Origin of the sequence: Streptococcus pneumoniae, from assembly GCF_001457635.1 — a bacterium.
In the GTDB taxonomy this organism is placed as follows: Bacteria; Bacillota; Bacilli; order Lactobacillales; family Streptococcaceae; genus Streptococcus; species Streptococcus pneumoniae.
The window spans coordinates 1899861-1918783 of the sequence record NZ_LN831051.1 but is presented as its reverse complement, the minus strand read 5'-3'; the positions used below and the strand labels follow the sequence as shown (position 1 = coordinate 1918783).

19 protein-coding genes, 2 pseudogenes and 1 riboswitch are annotated in these 18923 nt (G+C 41.2%); of the genes and pseudogenes, 15 read left to right on the top strand and 6 right to left on the bottom strand.

Annotation, left to right across the window (positions count from 1 at the left end):
• Genes AT689_RS10190 through thiE form a run of 5 tightly spaced genes read left to right on the top strand, consistent with a single transcriptional unit; the run spans position 1 to position 3311 of the window.
• The gene (locus tag AT689_RS10190) at positions 1–651 is read left to right on the top strand and encodes an energy-coupling factor transporter transmembrane component T (RefSeq protein WP_000241375.1); all 651 of its coding nucleotides are present in this window, start codon (positions 1–3) and stop codon (positions 649–651) included.
• 10 nt (positions 652–661) lie between these two features.
• Positions 662–1354 carry a thiaminase II gene (gene tenA / locus AT689_RS10185; RefSeq protein ID WP_000397207.1) on the top strand — a complete coding sequence of 231 codons (693 nt, stop codon included), beginning with the start codon at positions 662–664 and terminating at the stop codon, positions 1352–1354.
• A 4-nt stretch (positions 1355–1358) separates the two neighbouring features.
• On the top strand, positions 1359–1883 hold the full coding sequence (gene thiW, locus AT689_RS10180; RefSeq protein WP_001225556.1) for an energy coupling factor transporter S component ThiW: 525 nt from the start codon (positions 1359–1361) through the stop codon (positions 1881–1883).
• Positions 1883–2686, top strand: a complete 804-nt coding sequence (locus AT689_RS10175; protein WP_001148665.1) for a hydroxyethylthiazole kinase — start codon at positions 1883–1885, stop codon at positions 2684–2686. Before thiW ends, AT689_RS10175 begins: the two co-directional genes overlap by 1 nt.
• Entirely contained in the window at positions 2679–3311 is a 633-nt protein-coding gene (gene thiE / locus AT689_RS10170; protein WP_001078224.1) for a thiamine phosphate synthase, read from the top strand. Before AT689_RS10175 ends, thiE begins: the two co-directional genes overlap by 8 nt.
• Positions 3312–3519: 208 nt before the next feature.
• Here the strand turns inward: thiE and thiD are convergent, their stop codons facing one another.
• A complete protein-coding gene (thiD, locus tag AT689_RS10165) occupies positions 3520–4311 on the bottom strand; it encodes a bifunctional hydroxymethylpyrimidine kinase/phosphomethylpyrimidine kinase (protein ID WP_000221752.1) in 792 nt (263 codons plus the stop codon).
• An 83-nt stretch (positions 4312–4394) separates the two neighbouring features.
• A riboswitch (TPP riboswitch) is annotated at positions 4395–4493 on the bottom strand.
• 183 nt (positions 4494–4676) lie between these two features.
• On the opposite strand from thiD, the gene AT689_RS10160 reads away from it, so the two are divergent.
• The 5 genes from AT689_RS10160 (at position 4677) to AT689_RS10140 (ending at position 10147) form a co-directional block, all read left to right on the top strand.
• Positions 4677–5072, top strand: a complete 396-nt coding sequence (locus tag AT689_RS10160) for a CopY/TcrY family copper transport repressor (RefSeq protein ID WP_001167208.1) — start codon at positions 4677–4679, stop codon at positions 5070–5072.
• A gap of 10 nt (positions 5073–5082) precedes the next feature.
• On the top strand, positions 5083–5454 hold the full coding sequence (locus AT689_RS10155) for a cupredoxin domain-containing protein (protein WP_000935066.1): 372 nt from the start codon (positions 5083–5085) through the stop codon (positions 5452–5454).
• Between the two features lie 9 nt (positions 5455–5463).
• Positions 5464–7707: a heavy metal translocating P-type ATPase gene (locus tag AT689_RS10150; protein WP_000136298.1), complete on the top strand. Its 2244-nt coding sequence runs from the start codon at positions 5464–5466 to the stop codon at positions 7705–7707.
• Between the two features lie 206 nt (positions 7708–7913).
• The gene (gene spxB / locus AT689_RS10145; protein WP_000191798.1) at positions 7914–9689 is read left to right on the top strand and encodes a pyruvate oxidase; all 1776 of its coding nucleotides are present in this window, start codon (positions 7914–7916) and stop codon (positions 9687–9689) included.
• 110 nt (positions 9690–9799) lie between these two features.
• Positions 9800–10147, top strand: a complete 348-nt coding sequence (locus tag AT689_RS10140; protein WP_001052655.1) for a VOC family protein — start codon at positions 9800–9802, stop codon at positions 10145–10147.
• A 116-nt stretch (positions 10148–10263) separates the two neighbouring features.
• On the opposite strand, the pseudogene AT689_RS12105 reads toward AT689_RS10140, so the two are convergent.
• A pseudogene (locus tag AT689_RS12105) lies at positions 10264–10969 on the bottom strand (IS630 family transposase); the annotation flags it as partial.
• 392 nt (positions 10970–11361) lie between these two features.
• Between AT689_RS12105 and AT689_RS10125 the strand changes: the two are divergent.
• Positions 11362–11682: pseudogene (locus AT689_RS10125) on the top strand (family 1 glycosylhydrolase); the annotation flags it as partial.
• Between the two features lie 120 nt (positions 11683–11802).
• Complete coding sequence (manA, locus tag AT689_RS10120) at positions 11803–12747, top strand: mannose-6-phosphate isomerase, class I (protein WP_001294282.1); 945 nt, start codon at positions 11803–11805, stop codon at positions 12745–12747.
• Between the two features lie 20 nt (positions 12748–12767).
• Here manA and AT689_RS10115 read toward each other — a convergent pair whose 3' ends face one another.
• On the bottom strand, positions 12768–14246 hold the full coding sequence (locus tag AT689_RS10115) for a sodium-dependent transporter (protein ID WP_001844893.1): 1479 nt from the start codon (positions 14244–14246) through the stop codon (positions 12768–12770).
• Positions 14247–14350: 104 nt separating this feature from the next.
• On the opposite strand from AT689_RS10115, the gene AT689_RS10110 reads away from it, so the two are divergent.
• On the top strand, positions 14351–15091 hold the full coding sequence (locus tag AT689_RS10110) for a MerR family transcriptional regulator (RefSeq protein ID WP_000274790.1): 741 nt from the start codon (positions 14351–14353) through the stop codon (positions 15089–15091).
• Between the two features lie 28 nt (positions 15092–15119).
• Here AT689_RS10110 and AT689_RS10105 read toward each other — a convergent pair whose 3' ends face one another.
• Genes AT689_RS10105 through AT689_RS10095 form a run of 3 tightly spaced genes read right to left on the bottom strand, consistent with a single transcriptional unit; the run spans position 15120 to position 17674 of the window.
• Positions 15120–15575, bottom strand: coding sequence for an 8-oxo-dGTP diphosphatase (locus AT689_RS10105; RefSeq protein WP_001823744.1), 456 nt, complete (start codon positions 15573–15575; stop codon positions 15120–15122).
• A gap of 19 nt (positions 15576–15594) precedes the next feature.
• Entirely contained in the window at positions 15595–16770 is a 1176-nt protein-coding gene (locus AT689_RS10100) for a BaiN/RdsA family NAD(P)/FAD-dependent oxidoreductase (protein WP_000680053.1), read from the bottom strand.
• Positions 16771–16828: 58 nt separating this feature from the next.
• Positions 16829–17674, bottom strand: coding sequence for a DegV family protein (locus AT689_RS10095; RefSeq protein ID WP_000219933.1), 846 nt, complete (start codon positions 17672–17674; stop codon positions 16829–16831).
• A 124-nt stretch (positions 17675–17798) separates the two neighbouring features.
• Between AT689_RS10095 and AT689_RS10090 the strand changes: the two genes are divergently transcribed.
• On the top strand, positions 17799–18356 hold the full coding sequence (locus tag AT689_RS10090; protein WP_000004139.1) for a TetR/AcrR family transcriptional regulator: 558 nt from the start codon (positions 17799–17801) through the stop codon (positions 18354–18356).
• Between the two features lie 18 nt (positions 18357–18374).
• Complete coding sequence (locus AT689_RS10085) at positions 18375–18842, top strand: deoxycytidylate deaminase (protein WP_000136976.1); 468 nt, start codon at positions 18375–18377, stop codon at positions 18840–18842.
• The last annotated feature ends 81 nt before the right edge of the window (positions 18843–18923 follow it).

The following is an 18923-nucleotide window of genomic DNA, read 5'->3' as shown; positions in this document are numbered from 1 at the left end:
ATGGTCAAAGTAGCAACCCAGACACCGATTATCAGTCTCTTCTTGCTGATTTTATCCTTGGAAACATCTTTCATTCCTTCGATTGCTCTGAATCTTTCGGTAGTCGCATTTTGTATTCTCTTTATGCTCTATTACCGTCGATTTAAAATGTTAGCTTGGATGATCATACTTGCCATTTTACCATCTTTTGCCAACTACTGGGCAGTTCAGTTACACGGAGATGCTTCACAGGCAGTCATGCTTGGAACGAGGGCCTTTGTGACAGTTTGTATCGGCCTTGTCTTTGTTTCCTCTATTTCACTAAAAGAGCTTCTCTTGTACTTGGCTCAAAAGGGGCTATCACGCTCTTGGTCCTATGCCTTGATTGTGGTATTCAATTCTTTTCCTCTCATTCAGCAAGAAATCAAGTCCCTCAAAGAAGCTTGCCTATTACGTGGTCAAAAACTACATTTTTGGTCGCCCTTGATTTACAGTAAGGTTCTGATGACAGTCTTTAGGTGGCGCCATCTTTACCTGAGAGCTCTATCTGCTCACGGATATGACGAACATGCACAGTTGAAGAATAGCTATCGGACTTTTTATATTCCTAAAAAAACAAAATTAATCTACCTGCTTTTCTTTTTATTGCTTCAAACCAGTCTATTTTTATAAAGGAGTTATTATGGAATTTACAGATATTGCGATGGAATTATCCAAGAAAGCTTGGCAGGCTTCCTTTCATCATCCCTTTATTTTACAATTACAAGAGGGGAATTTAGAACCTGCCATTTTCCGCTATTACCTGATTCAGGATGCCTACTATCTGAAGGCTTTCTCAGAAATCTATCATCTTTTGGCTGATAAGACTTCAAACCAAGAGATGAAAAGACTCTTGAAACAAAATGCTCAGGGTTTAGTGGAGGGTGAGTTATTTATTCGCCAACAATTTTTCAAGGAATTGGAAATCAACGACCAGGAAATGGAGCAACATCCAATCGCTCCAACCTGTTATCATTACATTTCTCATATTTATAGGCAATTTGCAGAACCGAACTTAGCCATAGCTTTTGCAAGCTTGCTTCCTTGTCCTTGGTTATACCATGATATAGGCAAATCACTTAATCTTAAACCATCACCAAATCCTCTCTATCAACAATGGATTGAAACTTATATTACGGATGAGTTAGAGCAACAGATCAGAGAGGAGGGAGCACTGGTCAATCAGCTTTATCGAGAAAGTGATGAGACAGATAAGCAAAAAATGCTAGATGCCTTCCACATCAGTGTTCATATGGAAGCCAAGTTTTGGGAGATGGCTTACCAACACCAGACATGGAAGAGCGATTTACAGTCTTTAGAAAAAGGAGAAGAATAGAAACATGAGAAAGCACCAACTACAAGTTCACAAATTGACCATTTTATCTATGATGATTGCCCTTGATGTAGTCCTTACACCTATCTTTCGGATTGAGGGAATGGCACCGATGTCCAGTGTAGTCAATATTCTAGCGGGAATCATGATGGGACCTGTTTATGCCTTGGCTATGGCTACAGTGACAGCCTTTATCCGTATGACGACTCAAGGGATTCCGCCTTTAGCTCTCACAGGAGCGACTTTTGGAGCCCTTCTAGCAGGTCTCTTTTATAAGTACGGTCGAAAATTTTACTTTTCTGCCTTGGGAGAAATTGTGGGAACAGGTATTATTGGTTCTATTGTTTCCTATCCTGTTATGGTGCTCTTTACAGGATCGGCTGCTAAGCTTAGTTGGTTTATCTACACTCCTCGATTTTTCGGAGCAACCTTGATTGGTACAGCGATTTCCTTTATTGCATTTAGATTTTTAATCAAGCAGGAATTCTTTAAAAAAGTGCAAGGATATTTCTTTGCTGAAAGGATAGAATGATGCAGGCATTGACAAATCCTTTTCCTATAGGCTCTAGTTCCCTCATTCACTGTATGACCAATGAGATTTCTTGTGAGATGCTGGCAAATGGGATTTTGGCTCTGGGATGCAAACCTGTCATGGCAGATGATCCCCGTGAAGTTCTTGATTTTACTAAGCAAAGTCAGGCTCTCTTCATCAATTTGGGGCATTTGTCAGCTGAGAAGGAAAAAGCAATCCGCATGGCAGCTTCGTATGCAAACCAATCTTCTCTCCCGATGGTAGTAGATGCGGTTGGCGTAACGACTTCATCCATTCGTAAGAGCTTAGTTAAAGACCTTTTAGACTATAGACCTACGGTCCTTAAAGGAAACATGTCAGAAATTCGAAGTCTTGTTGGATTAAAGCACCACGGCGTTGGGGTCGATGCGAGTGCTAAAGATCAAGAAACGGAGGATTTGCTTCAAGTCTTGAAAGACTGGTGTCAGACCTATCCTGGTATGTCTTTCTTAGTTACTGGCCCCAAGGACCTTATTGTTTCGGAGAATCAAGTTGCTGTACTGGAGAATGGCTGTACTGAATTAGACTGGATAACAGGGACAGGAGACTTGGTTGGAGCCTTAACAGCCGTTTTTCTCAGCCAAGGAAAGACTGGTTTTGAAGCTTCTTGCTTAGCAGTCTCTTATCTCAATATCGCTGCTGAGAAAATAGTTGTTCAAGGAATGGGATTGGAAGAATTTCGTTACCAAGTACTCAATCAGCTTTCGCTCCTAAGAAGAGATGAAAATTGGCTAGATACCATCAAAGGAGAGGTTTATGAATAGAGAAGCACTTAGACTATATCTGGTAACCAATCGCTATCAAGATTCCGTGGAAAGCTTTCTTGCAAAAGTTGAGACGGCCTGCCGTTCAGGGGTTACCATAGTCCAATTGCGAGAAAAAAATCTCACAACCAATCAATATTATCAACTGGCAAAACAAGTCAAGGAAATAACAGATGCCTATCAGGTCCCCTTGATAATCGATGATCGGTTGGATGTTTGTCTTGCGGTTGATGCAGCAGGTCTGCATATCGGAGATGATGAATTACCAGTTTCGGTAGCTCGCAAAGTCTTGGGTCCTGAAAAAATCCTCGGTGTCACCGCTAAAACGGTTAAAAGAGCTCTGGAAGCGGAGAAATCAGGTGCAGATTACTTGGGTACAGGAGCCATTTTCCCAACCACCACCAAGGAAAATGCGCCCATTACTCTGATATCGACCTTGAAAACAATTTGCCAAACGGTTGCCATTCCAGTAGTTGCTATTGGAGGCTTGACTTCGGAGAATATTGATCAGCTTATGGGCACTGGCATAGCTGGTGTAGCTGTTGTACGTGATTTGATGCAAGCAGAAGATATTGAGGCAAAAACGCAAGCCTTTTTAACAAAGTTGCATGACATTCTTTCCTAATTAATACTCAATGAAAATCAAAGAGTAAACTAGAAAGCTAGTCGCAGGTTGCTCAAAGTACTGCCTTGAGGTTTTAGATAAGACTGACGAAGTCAGCTCAAAACAGTGTTTTGAGGTTGCAGATGGAAGCTGACGTAGTTTGAAGAGATTTTCGAAGAGTATAAAAACTCTCTAATTCCCTTAAAGTGGGAACTAGAGAGTTTTTTTCTTAATCTTTAAAAGTTGTATGGTTGACTGGACCAGAACCATGACCGAGTTGAGGGGCATCTTGAATAGCTTTTGTGATAAAGGCCTTGGCCTTATCAACTGCCTGGTAAAGACTCTTGCCCTTGGCTAGTTCAGCAGTAATCACTGCAGCAAAGGTACATCCAGTACCATGGGTGTGACAGGTTTGAATTCGTGGGCTTTCCCAGACAAATTGTTCATTCTTGGTAAAGAGGAAATCTTTAGCACCACCTTTGAGATGTCCGCCTTTGATAACCACAGACTGAGGACCAAATTCTTTTAAAATCAGGCGACCAGCACGCTGCATGCCTTCGGGGTCATGGATTGAAAAACCAACAATCTCTTCTGCTTCAGGAAGATTTGGCGTAATAATAGTTGCTAGAGGTAGTAAGTTTGTTTTGAGATAGTCTCTAGCACTTGAGTCAATCAAGGCATCTCCACTTGTAGCAACCATAACAGGATCAAGGACATAGGGACAATCCAGTTTTTTAAGATAGGGTTGGATGATTTCCATGATTTCAGTAGTAGCCAACATTCCAGTTTTTACAGCCTGAGGTGGAATATCAGAAAAGACACTCTCCAATTGGGCTTTCAACATTTGAGGAGAAACGTGCTCGATTAGCTGAACACCTCTGGTATTTTGAGCGACAAGACTGGTTACAACAGCCATTCCATAGACATCTCTCGCTTGGAATGACTTTAAATCTGCCATAATGCCAGCACCACCACTAGGGTCAGTCCCTGCAATGGTCAAAGCAACGGGTAAATAAGTCATCTAAAACCTCCCAACCAACTGAAGTTTGTATTCTTAAGAACAAGCTAGTCTGTTTTAGAAAGGCAATAGAAGACTGCTAGTCCCCATTATCATTTCCACTTCCATCAGCTAGCATTACCTAGATTGAGTCAGAGGGATCTAACAGTCGTTAATCTCAGCTTTACGCACCCCTAGTGGTTGTTTTCTTTTTTCTTTAGTATAGCATATTTTTATTGTTTATATAGTAATATTTGACTGCAAATCGTTTTTCAAATGATTAAAATTCTATTTTTCGAAGAAAATATTATTTCTATAATTGACAAATGTAGATTTTAAGAGTATACTGATGAGTGTAATTGACAAATGTAGATTTTGGAGGTATGGTAATGCAGATTTCAGATGCAGAATGGCAGGTCATGAAGATTATTTGGATGCAGGGGGAGCAGACCAGTACAGATTTGATTAGGGTTTTGGCAGAGCGGTTCGACTGGTCCAAGTCGACCATTCAAACTCTTTTGGCTCGTTTGGTTGAGAAAGAGTGTCTGACTCGGAAAAAAGAAGGCAAGTCCTTTGTTTATTCAGCCCTTTTAACTCTAGACCAAAGTCGGGATTTACTTGTCCAAGATATCAAAGACAAGGTTTGTTCCCGTAGGATTAGGAATTTGTTGGCTGACTTGATTGTAGAATGTGAATTTACTCAGACTGACTTGGAAGACTTGGAAGCTGTGATTTCAGAGAAGAAATCAAGTGCTGTAACAGAAGTAAGATGTAATTGTATGTAAAGGAGACGTCATGTTAAATAGTATTGTAACCATTATTTGTATTGCCCTTATCGCGTTTATCTTGTTTTGGTTTTTCAAAAAGCCTGAAAAATCTGGACAAAAAGCCCAGCAAAAAAACGGATACCAAGAGATTCGAGTGGAAGTCATGGGAGGCTATACTCCTGAGTTGATTGTCCTCAAGAAATCAGTGCCAGCACGCATTGTCTTTGACCGCAAGGATCCTTCACCATGTCTGGATCAAATTGTTTTTCCAGATTTTGGTGTACATGCGAACCTGCCAATGGGGGAAGAGTATGTAGTGGAAATCACGCCTGAGCAGGTTGGAGAGTTTGGCTTTGCTTGTGGTATGAACATGATGCACGGCAAGATGATTGTAGAGTAGGTGGAGACTATGACAGAAATTGTGAAAGCAAGCTTAGAAAATGGCATTCAAAAAATCCGTATCCGAGCTGAAAAAGGCTATCATCCAGCCCATATCCAGCTTCAAAAGGGAATTCCAGCTGAGATTACCTTTCATCGTGCTACTCCTTCAAACTGTTATAAGGAAATTCTGTTTGAAGAAGAAGGTATCTTGGAACCAATCGGCGTAGATGAGGAGAAAGTCATTCGTTTTACACCTCAAGAATTAGGGCGACATGAATTTTCTTGTGGCATGAAGATGCAAAAGGGAAGCTATATAGTCGTTGAGAAGACTCGAAAATCTCTATCTCTCCTGCAACGTTTTTGGATTACTAGTATCTTTACTGTGCCTCTTGTGATTCTCATGATTGGGATGTTGACAGGTAGCATTAGTCATCAAGTCATGCATTGGGGAACCTTTCTAGCAACAACGCCTATTATGTTAGTTGCAGGTAAGCCATATATCCAGAGTGCTTGGGCCAGTTTTAAAAAGCACAATGCCAACATGGATACCTTGGTTGCGCTGGGAACTCTAGTGGCTTATTTCTATAGCCTAGTTGCTCTCTTTGCTGGTCTCCCTGTTTACTTCGAAAGTGCTGGATTTATCCTCTTTTTCGTTCTTTTGGGAGCAGTTTTTGAGGAAAAAATGAGAAAAAATACGTCCCAAGCTGTGGAGAAATTACTGGACTTGCAAGCTAAAACCGCAGAAGTCTTGAGTGATGATAGTTATGTCCAAGTTCCTTTGGAACAAGTCAAGGTAGGCGACCTGATTCGAGTGCGTCCCGGTGAAAAGATTGCTGTTGATGGTGTCGTAGTAGAAGGTGTCTCTAGTATTGACGAATCCATGGTGACAGGTGAGAGTCTGCCTGTGGACAAGACAGTTGGAGATACTGTCATTGGCTCAACCATCAATCATAGTGGAACGCTTGTCTTTAGAGCAGAAAAAGTTGGCTCAGAGACTGTTTTGGCTCAGATTGTGGATTTTGTGAAGAAAGCTCAGACAAGTCGTGCGCCGATTCAGGACTTGACGGATAAGATTTCAGGGATTTTTGTCCCAGTAGTTGTCATTTTAGGAATCATGACCTTTTGGGTTTGGTTCGTCTTGCTCAGGGATAGTGTGGTCGTGCTTGGAGCTAGCTTTGTGTCCTCTCTTCTCTACGGAGTGGCGGTTTTGATTATCGCCTGTCCTTGTGCCTTGGGACTTGCAACACCGACAGCCCTTATGGTGGGGACAGGACGTAGTGCCAAGATGGGGGTTCTCCTCAAAAATGGAACTGTCTTACAGGAAATCCAGAAAGTTCAAACTCTTGTCTTTGATAAGACCGGGACTTTGACGGAAGGGAAACCTGTGGTAACAGATATCATCGGCGACGAAGTAGAAGTGTTTGGATTGGCAGCCTCCTTGGAAGATGCTTCTCAACACCCACTGGCTGAGGCTATCGTTAAGCGAGCGAGTGAAGCTGGACTTGAGTTTCAAACTGTTGAAAATTTTCAGTCCTTGCACGGGAAAGGTGTTTCAGGGCGAATCAATGGAAAACAAGTTTTACTTGGAAATGCTAAAATGCTGGATGGTATGGATATTTCTAATACTTATCAAGATAAACTAGAAGAACTAGAAAAAGAAGCTAAGACAGTTGTGTTCTTAGCTGTTGACAATGAAATCAAAGGCTTGCTTGCTTTGCAAGATATTCCTAAGGAAAATGCTAAGCTAGCCATCAGTCAGCTAAAAAAACGTGGTCTCCGAACAGTCATGCTGACAGGAGACAATGCTGGTGTGGCGCGTGCTATTGCAGATCAAATCGGAATTGAAGAGGTCATTGCAGGCGTCTTGCCAGAAGAAAAAGCCCATGAAATCCATAAACTGCAACAGTCAGGGAAAGTAGCCTTTGTTGGGGACGGTATCAATGACGCTCCTGCCCTTAGTGTAGCAGATGTGGGGATTGCTATGGGAGCTGGAACAGATATCGCCATCGAGTCAGCAGATTTGGTGTTGACAACCAATAATCTTTTAGGAGTGGTTCGTGCCTTTGATATGAGTAAGAAAACCTTTCATCGAATTCTACTCAATCTTTTCTGGGCTTTTATCTACAATGTTGTCGGAATTCCGATTGCAGCAGGAGTCTTTTCAGGTGTTGGACTGGCTCTCAACCCAGAATTGGCAGGTCTAGCCATGGCCTTTAGTTCTGTATCTGTTCTGACCAGTTCCCTTCTGTTAAATTTTAGTAAAATAGACTAAAAGTAATGACTAGATTTCTTTGTTATAAAACAGAAATGACAGAACTTTCAAAACTGTATTAGAATAGAGAATAGAGAGTTTTGAGCAGATTTTTAGAAAAGTCAGCATAAATATGATACAGTGGAATAGTAAAAATTTGGAGAACGTTTCCAATTCTATGTAATCGTATTCTCCAAATCTAAAAAAATTGAAGGAGAGTTATCATTATGACTCAAGGGAAAATTACTGCATCTGCAGCAATGCTTAACGTATTGAAAACATGGGGCGTAGATACAATCTACGGTATCCCATCAGGAACACTCAGCTCATTGATGGACGCTTTGGCTGAAGACAAAGATATCCGCTTCTTACAAGTTCGCCACGAAGAGACAGGTGCTCTTGCAGCGGTTATGCAAGCTAAATTCGGCGGCTCAATCGGGGTTGCAGTTGGTTCAGGTGGTCCAGGTGCGACTCACTTGATTAACGGTGTTTACGATGCAGCTATGGATAACACTCCATTCCTAGCGATCCTTGGATCACGTCCAGTTAACGAATTGAACATGGATGCTTTCCAAGAGCTTAACCAAAACCCAATGTACAACGGTATCGCTGTTTACAACAAACGTGTAGCTTACGCTGAGCAATTGCCAAAAGTAATTGACGAAGCCTGCCGTGCTGCAGTTTCTAAAAAAGGTCCAGCTGTTGTTGAAATTCCAGTAAACTTCGGTTTCCAAGAAATCGATGAAAACTCATACTACGGTTCAGGTTCATACGAACGCTCATTCATCGCTCCTGCTTTGAACGAAGTTGAAATCGACAAAGCTGTTGAAATCTTGAACAATGCTGAACGCCCAGTTATCTATGCTGGATTTGGTGGTGTTAAAGCTGGTGAAGTGATTACTGAATTGTCACGTAAAATCAAAGCACCAATCATCACAACTGGTAAAAACTTTGAAGCTTTCGAATGGAACTATGAAGGTTTGACAGGTTCTGCTTACCGTGTTGGTTGGAAACCAGCCAACGAAGTGGTCTTTGAAGCAGACACAGTTCTTTTCCTTGGTTCAAACTTCCCATTTGCTGAAGTTTACGAAGCATTCAAGAACACTGAAAAATTCATCCAAGTCGATATCGACCCTTACAAACTTGGTAAACGTCATGCCCTTGACGCTTCAATCCTTGGTGATGCTGGTCAAGCAGCTAAAGCTATCCTTGACAAAGTAAACCCAGTTGAATCAACTCCATGGTGGCGTGCAAACGTTAAGAACAACCAAAACTGGCGTGATTACATGAACAAACTCGAAGGTAAAACTGAGGGTGAATTGCAATTGTATCAAGTTTACAATGCAATCAACAAACATGCTGATCAAGACGCTATCTACTCAATCGACGTAGGTAACACTACTCAAACATCTACTCGTCACCTTCACATGACACCTAAGAACATGTGGCGTACATCTCCACTCTTTGCGACAATGGGTATTGCCCTTCCTGGTGGTATCGCTGCTAAGAAAGACAATCCAGATCGCCAAGTATGGAACATCATGGGTGACGGAGCATTCAACATGTGCTACCCAGACGTTATCACAAACGTTCAATACGACCTTCCAGTTATCAACCTTGTCTTCTCAAATGCTGAGTACGGCTTCATCAAGAACAAATACGAAGATACAAACAAACACTTGTTTGGTGTAGACTTCACAAACGCTGACTACGCTAAAATTGCGGAAGCTCAAGGAGCTGTTGGATTCACAGTTGACCGTATCGAAGACATCGATGCAGTTGTTGCAGAAGCTGTTAAATTGAACAAAGAAGGTAAAACTGTTGTCATCGATGCTCGCATCACTCAACACCGTCCACTTCCAGTAGAAGTACTTGAATTGGATCCAAAACTTCACTCAGAAGAAGCTATCAAAGCCTTCAAGGAAAAATACGAAGCAGAAGAACTCGTACCATTCCGTCTCTTCTTGGAAGAAGAAGGATTGCAATCACGCGCAATTAAATAATTCCTCTCGCCGAAAATCAAATATGAAACTTGTAGACTTTATTCTTTGATTTTCATAGAGCAGAACTTTAAAAGATCGGAGCAATCCGGTCTTTTTATGGAGGAGAGTAAATGAATTTAAATCAATTAGATATTATCGTTTCAAATGTTCCCCAAGTCTGTGCTGACTTGGAGCATATCTTGGATAAAAAGGCAGATTATGCTGATGATGGTTTTGCTCAGTTTACGATTGGTAGTCACTGCCTTATGTTGTCACAAAATCATTTGGTTCCTTTGGAAAACTTTCAGTCAGGAATCATTATTCATATCGAGGTTGAGGATGTAGACCAGAACTACAAACGGTTGAACGAGCTTGGTATAAAGGTTTTACACGGACCAACTGTAACCGATTGGGGAACAGAGTCCTTATTAGTTCAAGGACCTGCTGGTCTAGTGCTTGATTTTTATCGTATGAAATAGGTCGCGTAGTCATTTGACGTTAACCTTAGCTATTTTTAAAATAGAAATTGAGAATATGAACTATTGAAAGATCGGAGCAATCCGGTCTTTTTATATAAAGAAATTGCATATAATACTCATCTGCTTTCAAAAAGCATTCTAGTCCATCTCCGATTAACGATGGACTTTATCACCTCCTTCTCCAATCCTTGTATGACATCTTGGAGTTGATTCATGACATCTTCCAAAGTTTGAAAGGCTTTATTCTTAAATTCACGTTTACGAATCTCTTTCCACACTTGTTCAATGGGGTTCATCTCTGGTGTGTATGGAGGAATAAATGCAAAACCAATATTAGTCGGAATCTTTAAGATACTTGATTTATGCCATATAGCATTGTCCATAACGAGTAAAAGATAATCATCTGGATAAGCTTGTGAAAGCTCTTCTAAAAAGGCGTTCATCCACTCAGTATTACATCTACCAGCTATTAAGAAAAATGATTCGCCTGTATAGGCATCAACAGCTCCATAACAATAGCGAAATTCTCGTATATAGTGACTATGGATATGTGGACCTACTCCTATTGGAGCCCAACAAGATCCCAGTTTACTGATTCTACCGAAACCAGCCTCATCTTGGTACATCAAGCGAACCTTACGAAAACGTCTACTGGTTTTAAAGCGCTTTCTTGTCTTCTTGAATTGAGATTTTATTTTTAGACGCGACAATGGTTTGAGCGTCTGCTTTCTTAGGATGTTCTGGACGTGGCATAATATTTCGCCAACCATGGCGCTTCAACAGTTGATAGAAGGCATCACGTGTGTAGGAACGACCTAACTTCTTCTATAATGTATTGAATCTATAACAGTACACCTTGGCTGTTAAAATATTTCTATAAATTAATTTGACTTTCCTGATAGAGTTGTTCACATCTTATTTCAAACTACTATAAAAGTTCTATAATCTCTTTATAAGATTTGCCCATCAGACGAAATATAATAAATTGAAACTAGAATAGTACACCTCTACTTCTAAAACATTGTTAGAAATCGATTTGACTGTCCTGATCGATTTGCCCTATTCTTGTTTCGTTTTACTATAGAACGATTTGAAGGCGTTTATGATATTTAGCTGTACGAGAGTCTTTTAAAAGTGTTTTGATGGCTTGGATTTCTTCTTTAGTTGATTTCATATCACTATTATATAATGCTTTTTGATTTTAGTTTAGTATTATCGTAGAAAATGGACTAGGTGCTATGGATACACCGGATGAGAATGGTTATGTAGCAGATGACTATCGGATTACTTACTTAGAGGCCCACATCAAGGCCATGCGAGATGCCATTTACCAAGACGGGGTTGACTTGCTTGGTTATACGACTTGGGGCTGTATCGATCCAGTTTCAGCTGGCACAGGGGAAATGAATAAGCGCTATGGCTTTATCTATGTAGATCGAGATAATGTAGGAAACGGAGCTCTCAAACGTAGCAAGAAGAAGTCCTTCTATTGGTACAAGGATGTCATTGATAGCAATGGTGCAAGCATCGGGTAGAGCACATTTGTTTACTATTTTTATAAAATCTTCTCCCTGCTTTATAAGATGTAAAAAAGAGTTCAATTCGAACTCTTTTTTTGCTATAATGAGGGGAGAAAAATCAGACAGGAGATCGACATGTCAGAACCATTATTTTTACAATCAGTTATGCAAGAAAAAATCTGGGGTGGAGCCAAGCTACGTGATGAGTTTGGCTACGACATCCCAAGTGAAAAAATCGGAGAATATTGGGCCATCTCAGCCCATCCAAATGGAGTCTCTAAAGTTGCCAATGGTCGTTACGAGGGAACAGATCTTGCTACTTTGTATGCGGAACACCGTGAATTATTTGGCAATCGTCCAGAACCTGTATTTCCACTTTTGACCAAGATCCTCGATGCCAACGACTGGCTCAGTGTCCAAGTTCACCCAGACGATGCTTATGGACTCGAGCATGAAGGCGAACTCGGAAAAACAGAATGCTGGTACATTATCGCAGCGGATGAAGGTTCAGAGATTATCTACGGTCACAATGCCAAGTCAAAAGAAGAACTCCGCCAGCAAATCGAGGACAAGAACTGGGATGACTTGTTGACCAAAGTCCCTGTTAAGGCTGGAGATTTCTTCTATGTACCAAGCGGGACTATGCACGCTATCGGGGCGGGTATCTTAATCCTTGAAACCCAGCAGTCTAGCGATACCACCTATCGCGTCTATGACTTTGACCGCAAGGATGACAAAGGCAACTTGCGTGAACTTCATCTTGAAAAATCCATCGATGTCTTGAACATTGGTGAGCCAGCAAATAGCCGTCCTGTAACTGTTAAAGCAGATGATTTGCGTTCCACTCTCCTTGTATCTAATGATTTCTTCGCAGTTTACAAGTGGGAAATTACTGGAAAAGTTGACTTTGAAAAGACAGCTGACTACAGTTTATTGAGTGTCTTAGCTGGTCAAGGTCAGCTAACTGTTGACGGGAAAAATTATCCAATTCAAAAAGGCAGCCACTTTATCCTACCAAGTGATGTTGAAGCTTGGACTCTGGAAGGGCAAGGTTTGGAATTGATTGTTAGCCATCCATAAAAAGAAAGGGCCTGAGTTCACTACTCAAGTTCTTTTTGATTACATAAATTGGGCAATGAAGACCACAATGATGATGATTGGAATGACGAAACGAAGAAACGAAGAAGGAAGAGCCAGACTTGGAACAGTCCTTGTTTCCATGCTCTTTCATCGAGATGGAGTTCCTCCATTGCAAGAGCCTTTTTAAAGATATAGCCTGTAAAAAGTGAAAGGTAGAGAGCTCCAAATGGCATGAGGAGATTGGAAACCAAGAAGTCCATAGCGTCAAAGAAGGTCTTACCAAAAATGTGAACATCCGCCATGACACCGTAAGATAGGGCTGAAGGAATGCCAAAGACAAAGGTCAAAATTCCTAAAATAACACTCCATTTGGCACGTTTGCTGTTATCCTGGTTGGTGACATTGCCCACATTGATCTCCAGCATCACGACAGAAGAAGTGACAGTCGCAAAGAGGAAGAGGACGTAGAAAATGGTTCCAAAAGGCATCTTGTCAAAGAGTTGAGGCAAGACGATAAAGAGCAGGCTGGGTCCCCCTTCAGACTGGATATTGAAGGCTGACATGGCTGGGAAAATGGCTAGACCTGCCATGATGGATATCGAGATATTCATGGCTACGATGGAGATTCCTGACTGGACTAGATTGGTTTTCTTGTCCAAGTAAGAAGCATAGGTCAACATGACTGTAACCCCTAGTGAGAGGGCAAAGAAAGATTGTCCCAGAGCATAGAGGAGACCAGCGCTAGTCAGTTTTGAAAAGTCTGGTTTGAGGAAGTAAAGAACCCCTTCCATGGCATTTGGCAAACTGAGAGAGCGACCGATGATAACAACAAAGATGATAAAGAGCAGGGGCATCATGACTTTCGAAGCTCTTTCAATCCCTTTTTGAACCCCACGTGATACAATAAAGATATTTAATAAGATAAAGGCTGCTTGAGCTCCTAGGTCAATGGCTGGATTTGAAATGATTGAAGTAAATAACTGAGCATAATCACCCGTTCCACCAAGTTGGAACAATTTCCCAAACTCAATACCTAGATAGACTAGAATCCATCCTCCGATAACACTGTAAAAAGATAAGAGGATAAAGAGGGCAAAGGCGCCAATCCAACCGATAAAGTTGTACTTGTTATTCTTGCCCAGTTTTCCAAAGGTTTTGATAGCGGAAACGCCAGCACTACGGCCAAGGGCAAACTCAGCCAGCAGGAGAGGGAAACCGATTAAAATAGTGGAAATGAGAAAGATTAGTAAAAAGCCTCCACCGCCATTAGCAGCAGTCATGTAGGGAAACTTCCAAACGGAACCAAGCCCGATGACCGAGCCAGCAGATGCTAGAATAAAGCCAAGTTTCGACCCCCATTGTGATTTTTCTGACATAGTTAAACTCTGATCTCCTTTTTCAAAATAAGAAAAAGCTACTTGAGTTGTCAAATAGCCTTCTGTTTGATTGATAGACTTGACTATCCTATTATGTTTTCTAAGGTCCGTCAAGAAAATCATTTTCAAGTTTTCACACCTTTCTCAAAAAAGTTAAAAAATTTTCTCAAAAACGCTTGACTCTGACCTAAGGGGAGGGGTTATACTATCATTGTAAGGAGGAAATCATGTACCATATAAAAGAAGCTGCGCAGCTTTCAGGTGTCTCTGTCAAGACCCTGCATCACTATGACAAGATAGGACTCTTGGTCCCCTTAAAGTCGGAAAACGGCTATCGAACCTACAGTCAAGAGGATTTGGAACGCCTTCAGGTCATTCTTTACTACAAATATCTAGGCTTTTCTTTAGAGAAAATAGCAGAACTGTTAAAGGAAGAAAGGACAGATTTATTGCCCCATTTGACTAGGCAGTTGGACTATCTAACTCGCGAAAGGCAACATCTGGATACCTTGATTTCCACCTTGCAAAAAACTATTCAAGAACAAAAAGGAGAAAGAAAAATGACCATTGAGGAAAAATTCACGGGATTTAGCTATCAAGACAATCAAAAATACCACCAAGAAGCGGTAGAGAAATATGGTCAAGAAGTCATGGGACAAGCGCTCGAACGCCAAAAAGGTCACGAAGACGAGGCTACGGCCGCCTTTAACCAAGTCTTTCAAACTTTGGCACAAAATCTTCAAGTTGGTTTACCTGCAACAGCAACCGAAAACCAGGAGCAAGCAGCCAAGCTCTTGCAAGCCATTCGCACTTATGGATTTGACTGCTCTATTGAGGTATTCGGTCATATCGGTAAAGGTTACGTCTACAACCCAGAGTTTAAGGAAAACATTGACAAGTTTGGTTCTGAAACAGCCCAGTACACGTCAGATGCCATTGCGGCTTACGTTCAGACAAATGCAGAATAAATAGGCTAGGAATTTCCTAGCCTATTTTTTACTTCAAATCATAAAGCCAGTCGTCACCGTTTTTGTAGTAAAAGAATTCACTGAGATCTTCTTCTAGAAACACACGAAGCATATCAGACATATCATCGGTTGCAAGTTTTAGATGAGAAAGATTTTCAAAGTCCTCCCACCAAACTTTCCCTTCGTCTGAAGACTGGAGTTCACCAGTAAAGTGTTCTGTCTTGTAAAAAAGGACGACATAACGATAATCCTTGTCGTCATACCAGTTTTTGATACCACAGAGTTGGGGTTTGGAAATGATCAGACCAGTTTCTTCTTTCACTTCACGAATGACAGCATCGACAAAGGATTCGCCACGTTCAACATGACCACCAGGAAAAGTAATGCCAGACCAGTCGGGACTAACTCGGTCTTGGACCAGGACCTTATCTCCGTTTTTAATCATACACATGTTAACAAATTCGACTGCCTCTCTTCTGTTCATTCTTCACAACCTTTAATCTTTAATCATAATGCAGACTTCCCGCCACCCAGCCGGTACAGAGGGCAGAAGTGATGTTAAAGCCACCCGTGTGGGCATTGATATCCATAACTTCGCCTGCAAAGTGGAGACCAGGTACCAGCTTACTTTCAAGGGTTTTAGGATTGATTTCCTTGAGACTGACTCCACCCTTGGTAACAAAGGACTTTGCAAGGGACATTTTTCCAGTTACAGGAATTTTAAGTTCTTTAATGGACTGGACAAGTTGTTCTCGTTCCTTTTCAGTCAGTTGTTTGACTTTTTCAGGATATCCTTGTACAAAAAATTCGGCCAAGCGTTCTGGTAACAAGGTTTTTAAAGCGTTTTTCAAGGATTTTTCCCGATTTTCTTCTAGAAATGTAACCAAGTCCTTCTCAGAAAGTTGAGGCAAAACATCGAGTGAGAGAACCTCCCCACCTTTGACAAAGCTAGACATGCGTAGGGCAGCAGGACCTGACAAACCAAAGTGGGTAAAGAGTAAATCATGAGTGATGACATGCTTACCATAACTTAGGGTCACATCGTCCAGAGAAATCCCTTGTAAGGCTTTATGTGGAAAATCTGTTAATAAAGGACTTTCAGCAGCCTCAAGATCGGTGATGGTATGCTTAAAATGGCGAGCAATCTCGTGACCAAAACCAGTCGAACCAGTCGAAGGATAAGACTTACCACCTGTTGTGACAATGAGTTTCTCACAAGTGAAGGTTTGATCCGCTGACTTAAGGACAAACTGGTCATCTACTTTTTTAACAGAAACGATTTCTATTTGAGTAGCAACTTGACCACCTAGTTCGGTGATTTTCTTTTCCAAAGCTTCGATAATAGTCCGAGACTTGTCACTGGCTGGAAAGACGCGTCCGTGGTCTTCGACCTTAAGTTTAACACCATTTTCTGTAAAAAAGTTGATGATGTCATGATTATCGAACTGGGAGAAAACACTGTAAAGAAAGCGTCCGTTTCCAGGAATTCCAGCTAGCAGGTTGTCTAAGCTACCATTGTTGGTCACATTGCAACGTCCCCCACCAGTCCCAGCTAATTTTTTTCCAAGTTTCCGATTTTTTTCGATGAGGAGGGTTTTCTGTCCATAAAAGCTACTGGAAATAGTAGCCATCATACCAGCAGGTCCCCCACCGATGACAATAGTATCAAAATGTTTCATAGCTCTATTGTACCACAAAAAAACAAGAGATGATGGTCACCTCTTGTCAAGAATGCAATTAATCAATTTCATAGCCCATCAGCAAACCGCCCTCTTCTGCATAGAAACTGCAGAGACCAGAGGTTGGTAGAATTTTAATATCCGCTTGTGGGAAGGTTTCACGGATTCGCTCTGAGAGCTGTTGACAACATTTTTCGTTATTGCGTTGGGCCATGACAATACGGCCACCAGCATATCCAGCTTTTACTAACTCATCATAGGCAGCTTGAACTGATTTCTTTGATCCCCTTGCTTTTTGTAGCAATTCGAGAGTTCCAGTTTCACTAGCTTTTCCGACCATACGAATGTTGAGAAGGCCAACGACCGTACCGATAAGCTTGCTCAAACGGCCGTTCTTCACCAAGTTATCGACTTTGGCTAGGACAAAGAGCAACTTAGTTTTTTCTTGATAGGCGGTGATAGCTTCAACCACTTCTTCAAAAGACAAGCCTTGGTCAATCAAGTCATTCAATTTTTCTACGAGTAGGTCAACTTCACCACCAGCAGATAAACTATCAATCACATGAATCTTAGTGTCAGGATGGTCTTCCAGATAAATATTCTTTGCTAGTTGAGCACTATTGTGACTGCCAGAAAGGGTACCTGTGATGGTTACTAGGAAAATGTTTTCGGCACCTTCAAATGCTCGCAAATAGTCATCTGGGCTTGGACAAGCTGATTTTGAAGCTTCTGCAGTTGCATACATGGTTTCCATCATTTGGTCAATATCGAGACTGGCGTCATCAACAAAGACCTGATCAGCTACTTGAATGGTTAAGGGGACACTTACAAAGGTTGTGTTAATAGCTGGTGTTGGCAGTTGACGATAATCACAACCAGAGTCAGCAATAATCTTCCAAGTCATAGAAATTCTCCATCTTTGTCAGTTATACATTGACAAAGGTTCTGTCTTTTTTTACAATTATATCATGAAAACTCTTGAAACAAAAGCATCATCCGTCTGTTGTGACAAGTAGAAAGAAAATGTTATGTCTGAACGTAGAATCTCTGAAAAGTCTCTTGAAAATCTCAGAAAATCAAATCAAGAATCCAATTTATTAACCAGAGAAGCCATTGAAACAGCTCTCTTGCAACTCTTGGAAAAAAAGGAGCTGACCAAGATTAGTATTTCTGAATTGGTCAAACGTGCAGGTGTTTCGCGTGCGGCCTTTTATCGCAATTATGACTCCAAAGAGGAAATTTTAGAGAGCGTCTTTAAACGAACTGTCCACAATATTATGGAACAGCTGCATCATTACGATTTAAAGACAGACCTTTATTTGGTTTGGGTTCACCTTTTCCGGGAGGCCAGAAAGGAAGCTAGAGTAATTCAATTGGCCTTGGATTACCATCTGGAAAAAATCTTTGTCCAAGCCATGCAGGAATTTCTAGAAAAATACCATGGGAAATCAAAAGGTGTCAGCTCTTATCTTCATTCCTTCTGGAGCTCAGCCATCGTCTCTGTCCTTCTAAAATGGATCAAGGATGGCATGAAGGTACCAGCTGAAAAGATTGCAGATTTAGGTTTACCATTTTTTAAAAAATAGAGAAAAAGGAGAAAAGAGATGACTGAAAAAAGACTGGCCTGGGATGAGTATTTTGCAGCCCAAGCCCTACTAATTGCGAATCGTTCCACTTGTAAACGTGCTAAAGTGGGCGCGATTCTGGTAAAAGATAATAAGGTTATTTCCACTGGTTACAATGGTTCGGTGTCAGGGACTGAGCATTGTATTGATCACGAATGTTTGGTCATTGAAGGCCACTGTGTTCGCACCCTTCACGCTGAGGTCAATGCTATCCTTCAAGGTGCTGAGCGTGGTGTTCCCAAAGGCTTTACAGCCTATGTAACCCATTTTCCTTGTCTCAACTGTACAAAACAATTGCTTCAGGTCGGCTGCAAGCGCGTGGTTTATATCAACCAGTACCGAATGGACGACTACGCCCAATACCTTTATCAAGAAAAAGGGACAGAATTGACCCATTTACCACTTGAGACAGTACAGACAGCTCTTAAAGAGGCTGATCTAATGTAAAAATTATCAAAAATAAATGGTTTAGAAAGATTTTTAAACCGTTTTTTGGTATAATGAGAAGAATAAATTGAAAGAAGGAAT